The 7,597-nt window shown below is 41.4% G+C and carries 3 protein-coding genes; all 3 read right to left on the bottom strand.

Features of this window, described 5'->3' with window-relative positions; all coding sequences use genetic code 11:
- The coding region (locus ACH2DQ_RS13660) for an endo-alpha-N-acetylgalactosaminidase family protein (RefSeq protein WP_395027101.1) at window positions 1–5,918 on the bottom strand (5,918 nt) is incomplete at its 3' end.
- Between the two features lie 448 nt (window positions 5,919–6,366).
- Window positions 6,367–7,335: a hypothetical protein gene (locus ACH2DQ_RS13655; RefSeq protein ID WP_394911234.1), complete on the bottom strand. Its 969-nt coding sequence runs from the start codon at window positions 7,333–7,335 to the stop codon at window positions 6,367–6,369.
- A gap of 32 nt (window positions 7,336–7,367) precedes the next feature.
- On the bottom strand, window positions 7,368–7,597 hold a 230-nt coding region (locus tag ACH2DQ_RS13650; RefSeq protein WP_395027099.1), incomplete at its 5' end, for a hypothetical protein.

Genomic DNA, 7,597 nt, shown 5'->3' with positions numbered 1-7,597 from the left:
AAGGACGCATCTGTATAGTTTTCTTTTTGAATTGCTTTGGCTTCTGCAATTTTTGCATTTAACTCTGTTTTTGTTGTCTCCTGCACTTTTACCATCTGCACTTTTCCAACAACAGATGCACTCTCTGCCTTCACCTCTACATTCGCTGCTCCGGTCTCATAACCTGCTTTTGTAAACGCCAGTTTGTATGTTCCGTAAGGAATTTTACTAAAGTTATAAATACCATTCAGATTTGTAATTGTGGAAGCAATTTCGTTGCCGTCTGTGTCTGTTAATGCAACATTTACCTGATAAATGGGTGCATCATTTTCATCCACAATGGAACCTTCAATTGCATTTGTATTTTCTACTACATCTAAGCTTGTTACTTCCAGATTATCAAAGATCATGCTTCCGCCGTTGCGTTTGTTAAATCCTACGGATCCTGCTTCATCAAATAATCCGCCTACAACTGCCTCTTTCATGACTTCCTGTCCGTCTACCCAGAGGGAAAGTTTGTTACCAACTAACTGAGTCTTAATATGGCTTGTCTTTCCAATTTCCATGTTCGGTCCGGTAAACATTCCGGAATAGCTGTTCGCTGTTCCATTCCAGTATTCCCAGAACCAATTTCCATCGGAATCACCGTAACCTACATAAAGTCTCTGATTATGGTTATTTGCTCTTAATACAAAGCCGAAACGAAGAGGACTTGCCTGAGGCGTAACGTCTGCTTCAAAGATTCCGTCTTTAAATTTTGGTGCTGCTGTGTCAATAATACTTGGGCGGTCGGATCCAAAAGAAGCTTTCAGTGCGCCGCTGCCATTGAACTGCACGGATTCGATTTCTACCTGGGATGGATTGCCTGCCAGGTTTTGGATACTGTCAACTCCATTTTCAAAGTAGTTGAAGTATTCCGGAATGTCTTTTACCTGAAGGGTGAAGTCAAAGGTGGTCATCGTATCTGCAACAGGAGTTACCGCCTGTGCGTAAAGTGATGCATAACCATCTCTTACAACCTTTGCAGAATAATTACGGATAAAGATATTCTCTAACTTATAGCTTCCCTTGTCATCCGTGCGGATTTCAATTGGCTCCAAGTTATTGGAAGAAAGAGTAATCTGTGTATCTGCAATTGGTTTTCCGTCTGCATCTTTTACTGTTCCGCTGATGGAACCAATAATTGCAACCAGTTTTCCCGTAGCCTCTGTCAGTTTTTTCGTTGCTGTTTCTACCTGTTCTTTTGTCGCATTCTGATTATTTAAAACTTCTTCCGCTTCTGCTAAAGCTTCTGCAAATACACTCCAGGTATCACTTGTGTAATCCTGCTGGAATTTTGTGTTTGCTGTGTTAATTGCTTTTTGCAGATCTCCTTTTTGGATATCACTTACTTCAATTACCAGGTCATCCAGAATAAAATCTTTGTAGCCGCTGAAGTTTTTCGGTCCATCACCTGCACTGGCATATTCTTTCAGATCCGGTGCCACATTAGTTGAATAAATACCAAACCAGGACTGTCCGGATTCTCCTCCGATTAAGGAGAAGCTGTATTCTTTCGTTTCTCCGATTGCCTCCGGCATAGTATATAATTGTGTATTGCCTGCAAATTCTCCTTCGCCTACTGTTACCTTATAGGCATTCTTACTTCCCATCTGATATTTGAACTTAATGTTATAGGTAACACCCGGCTCAAAATGGAAGTTCTGAGGAATGGTCTGGTATATCATAGAGTTTCTGGATGTAAGACCATTAATCTTAACGGACCAGTCCCCAGCCAGCACATCATCCAATTTCTTCTGTCCCTGTTCATTCGCATTATATCCAGCCTGGGTATACGGTGCATGAAGTTCAGAGAGATGGATACGGTTGTCGGTAACTGCGCCGGCACCTGATCCCGGACCTGAAATTACAAATGGGAAAATACCCTGTGCATTATTTTCAAAATCCTGCTGGAATTGGGTCACCATACCGTTCTTGTCTGTTTCCTTAACAAGATCCATACCGGTTTCCACGACACGCAGATCATCAAAATACGTATCTCCTTCACCCTGATCGCGTTTCAAAGTCAATGTTACTTCACCGCTTGCCGGTGCTTCAAAGAATACATACATATTCTGAACATAACTGGTACCGCCTGTTGTTGCTCCGCTTCCCGTATGATGCTGGTTGGAAGATATGATATTCTGTACAATCGAGCGTCCCGTATAATTAGAAGCTATTTCTTTGCCATCTGCATTTACGGTCATATATGCTTTTGCATCGCTTCTGTTATCCACGCCAACATACAGTGCATATTTCTGTCCTGGCACCAGATTTGTTAAAGCCTTACTGGTTACGGATACCGCGCCGCTCAGTTTTAACATGGGGTTTTCGCTGGTATTCCGGAAGATTTCTGCCAAACCGGTTCCCGCTGTTGTCCAGTAAGTATCCAGACTTCCGCTGTTGAATCCAACGTCATAAATGTATGGTGTGGACTGCCAGTCTACCGGAAGCTGTCCTTGTTCGCCCTGGTAAACTACATACGGTGTCTCTGCTTTCATGTTTGCTAAGGTTACCTGTCCATTGGCTACCGGAACTACGGTTTTATTCTGCTTGCCCTCATCCGTTAATTCATAAACGACCACATTTGCAAGACCTTCCCATCCGCCTGGCAGTTCCCAGGTGGTGTCTCCGCCCTTGGTATTCCAGTGATACAGTTTTTCTTCATCTGCGATATTTCCATTGGTATCCCAATACCATGGAAGCAGATAGGTTTCATCTCCCGGATTAGTTCCGTCACCGCCGGTAGGTGCACCTTTGGATACTACTTTTCCGTTTAATTTGATTGTCCTAGAACGGTATCCCTGAAGATCTCCTGCGTAATCATTGGAATCTCTGGATACCACAACGGTGTTTTCTTTTGCGTCATCCTGCAGTGTAATTTCCATTTCCGGTGTCCACTGGAAGGTTCCGCCGCCATTCGTCATGGTTACCGGCTTCCCGTCAACCCACTTCATTACCTTATAATGCTGCAGGAATTTAGTCAGTACGTTATGGGTGAATGTAGTATTTATATAGTTGCTGTAATCGGTTCTTCCGCTCCAGCCCTCAAAGTCTGTCATGTTTAATCCACCCAGCAGAGGTGCCTGTGCTGCGCCATTATAGCTTGGGTAATCAGCAATCCAGGAATCCTTCTGGTGGTTACGTAAGAATCTCATAACTTCACTGTTCTGTCCCTTTGCTGCATATCCGCCATAACCCAGGTCTGCTGCCCAGTGCTGCAGAGTCGAATCATATTCCTGTGTGGGACCCCACTCTGTGGTAAAACGCCAGCCACGGTCATTCATCTGTTTTGCAATCTTTCTGGATTCCCATGCATCTTCATTTCCACTGGTATTATTTCCCCACACATCCAGGTAGATAAAGTCCAGATTATCTCCAACTTTTGCCTTTAGTTCATTTAACCTGCTTTCACGCCTGTTGCTTGCAAGGTCATACATACCATTGATACCGATTCCCTGGTCTAACCAGTTCCAGCCAAAATTGTGTCTGGATAAATCATCATCAAAAGCTTTTGCTTCCGGATACATTTCACTTGCATTGATGTGGATACCAAAGCGTGCGCCTAATGCTCCGCCTTCGGTCATCAATTCGTTCATATCTTTGGCGCCGCCGATTCGTTCCCCGATATTACCATAATCGGGATGTCCGGAATCATGTCCTTCAGAACCGTAACCTTTTAAAATGATGCTCTGTCCCAAACCATCGGTATTCAGATAAACGCGTTTCACACCATCTAATGTCGTAAGGAATGGATTTGCCGCCTCACTGCCAAAGTTCATAGCGATACGCTGTGATACTAAATCAGGCACTTCTTCAGATTTGAAAGGATTGTTCATAATTGCACGATATGCAATCGCACCATCCTGCCAGTCAATCTGATCATCGGCATTCTCGTCACCGGTAATTACAACCTTAGCACTTGGCATAACATCTTTATCATGTTTCACCACATATGCTTCTTTCACTCCATTCACGGAAGGCTCTACCTTGCGGTCATAATACCATAAAGTACTGGAAAGCCCCAGAGACTTGCCGGCAGCCAAATTTGTTGTTTCAGCCCAGACTCTGGTATTGCTGGATCCGCCGGAACCAACGTAAGCCGCTTTATGTGTACCGTTATACTCTGAATTACTCCACAATCCGGCACTTAAATCTTCATTGGATACGAAACCATACATGAAATCTTCCTTAGAAAATGTCATGCCGTCTTTCACATCTACATAGCTGTCACCGGAAATGGAGGTATTGCTGGATACCTTAGCCGCCTTTAAGTTTGCGCCCTTTTGGGTGCTTCTTACAGAAATCAGGCTGTGATGGGGTATTTCAATCGTCTGGACCGGATATTCATCATTATTCAAATTATTCTTTACATCTGTAATGTCAAATGACAGTTCATTATCTTTAACGGAGATAACTGCAGTCAGAACAGCATCAATATTCTGTCCTTTTAAAGTCATGGTATAGGTCGCTTTATCTTTGTCAAATGTAACATTCACATCATCTTCTGTAACCTTAATCTCTGTTCCATTGATTTTCATAACATCGATGGCTTCGGTCTGGCCGTAGAAGACTTTTCCCTTTAAATCACCTTTCATCGTGTATTTTACAACACTTGGGAATTTCTCTGCCACATCAACATCCATCTGATCGGAAGAAATGGTTCGGTAAGCCACTTCCGGTGCTTTTTCCAGCACAATATTTTCAACCGCAACAGCACCGTCTGCAACTGTAATTTCCTTTTCGGCAACCAGATAACCTTCTTTTGTTACCGTAACTTTATACTTTCCTGAAGCTACATCTGTAAAATTATAATTACCATCTTTATCGGTTTGCACCGTCTTGCCATTTAATTTAACCGCTGCACCTTCAACTGCCTGTGTTTTCCCGTCAACAGTTTCCATTACTTTACCGGATACGGCAAATGTTTCAGCTGCAGCCTGTCCGGTATAATGAATGTCTTTCAAATAGACGTCTGTAAGTTCAGTCCCAAATGTCCCTGCCTTAATACCAATTTTATTTCCCTGATCTGCAATTTTGCTAAAATCCACATCACTGAATAAGGCGGTTCCATCTACATAGAAAGTAGCCTTTTTATCTGCTGTCCATTCTACTTTAACCTTTACAGTAGAACCAGCAGCAGGTACAGTTCCCACATTGGAACTCCACGGATCACTTGCTTCCCCGTATTTCTGCCAATACCAGCCGGATGCATTATAGCCAAAGAACATACCGTGGTTCTGATCTTTGTATCCTATGTAAATACCGGTACGATTCAGGCTCCCAGCCTGCTCAGTCTTGAAATTTGCTTCAAAGTATCCCGCTTCATTAAAATTATACTCTTTTCCATTTGTAAAAATAGCAGGCGGAGCAGTTGGGCTTGGATTATTTCCATTGGCTGATCCGGATTTTAAATGAAGATAGCCATCCGCCACTTCACAGATTTCACCGCCTTTTTGTGTGGATGCATCCTGCGCCCAGCTGTCATGAATACCATCCTCCAGAGCTCCTTTGTTGTTTTCCTCCAGAGTTTCCTGCTTTGCATCAAGAGGTGCTTCTGTCTCTGTCAGCACTTCTGATTCAGATTCAGTAATCATTTCCGTCTCTGTCTGGGACTGTGATTCTTGTGTTTCCGAGTCATTTTTTGGAGCATCAGATTCATTATCTGCTTCCGTTAAATTCGTTTCTCCTGTCGCATTTTCTCCCTCTGACGGCTCTGTTTCAACACCATTTTCAGCCGCATTTTGGGTACCTCCTGGTACCACTTCTGCTTCCATATTTACGTCCTGTGATTCTGTTCCATTACCTTCAGCATATGCTGTAGCAGGTAATGCAGAACTCAAAACCATAGACATGGATAGCATAAAACTTAGTGACTTAGTTAAGTTTTTTCTCTTCATAAACTCTTTCTCCTTTGATGGATTTATAACATAAAAAGCATCAAATCAATTGCAGCCGGCTTTCACAATTGACCGAAACTTATGCTATACATATTGCCAAATTTTTAATGATACTGTGCGTTTTATATAGCTGTTTTTATCATTGAAACTATTATAACATTTCTATCCTATATATTTATTTGTATATTTGTTTCCTTTTTTTGCACTAATTGCATGTTTTTACCAGTAGTTTTTTTCTTGAAAATTCTTTCACAATCTAACAATAATCAGGAATTCTATTTAAATTATTTTTGTATTCATTTCGTATTGAAAATTTGCATAATCTGCATTTAAATATTTTGAAAATATGCTAAAAAAACCGGTATTAAAATTCAGTTTAATAACTAAATTTTAATACCGGTTACTCTTTTTTTAATTAAAAATAATATAATTTGGCAGTATTTTTTACTCAGGGAACCCGCAGCTGTCTCATACAATAATTTAAAATAGCCGCATAAGTAGATGCATCATAATGAAGTCCATCTGCCGTTCCATATCCGTTTTGAATTAAATAAGTATAAGTATCAATATAACCAATTTTTTCAGAAAGTGTTGCTGTCATTGTACTGTTAAATTGTTCAACTGCCGCATTTGTTACACTTCCGCCATAACCATCTACTACCGGATTTATGGACATAAAATACACATCCGCACCAGCACCAATCCACCCGTCAATCTTACTGTTTATATAAGCGGCATAATCACCCGGACGGTAAACATCATTCACGCCAAGATTTATCACAATTGCACAATTAGGCACTACACTGGCATCAATCACCGGTGCAGCTTCGGACACCAGCCAGTCATAGCCCATGCTGACTTCGCAGATCCACTGGCATAATGGATGGTTTGCAGCAGAGCTCATTCCTACAAATCTGGAATCTCCAACCATGATCACTTTATCGTATACCTGAAGCTGATCCCGGGAAAATTCAGAAGCCGCTGTCTCCTGAGCACCCGCTGCTTCCTTGCCTTCCTCCCTGGATTCACCCTTGGTTTTAGCCCTATCTGCATCATCCGGAGAAGTTATTTCTTCAACTTCCTCCTGACGCATCGCTAACCGGGGAATTTTTTCTTTTATGGCTTCATCCAGTTCCTCTTTCGTTTCCATTCCAAGCTCGGTACTTAAGTCAAATGGCAGCGGACTGCCTTCATTTTCATTCGAATTTTCATCTAAATTACCTGTAGTTTCTGCTGATGCCTGTGGAATAATAATGGTATTCTTTAACAATAAATCAAGTTTCGCTTTCGTTTCTATTCCTGCCCCAAACCTAAGATTAAATGGAAGATTATTTGCTTCGGCAGTTATGGTACTTTGACAAATTCCGGCAGATAAAACAATCAGAAAACCTGCCGCTAAATGGATTCTTTTCTTCATAATCAACGCCCCTGAATTCTATAATTTAATTCTTATCCAAATAATCCTTTTAACCAGTTAATAAATTTATCAATCAGGTTTTCTGCCTTTGTTTCAATATCTGAACCGGTTGAATTTTCCGTTTGATCTGTTTCATTTGTCATTCCGGTTTCATTATCATTTGATGTTATTTCCGTATTATTTTGATCTTCTTGATTTTCTGAATCTGCAGGATTTGTGAGGTTATCATTTGCGGAAGTTTCCTCATTTGTTTCCCCTATAT

The sequence above is a fragment of the Robinsoniella sp. genome (assembly GCF_034124845.1).
This window is presented reverse-complemented; position numbering and strand designations above follow the sequence as displayed.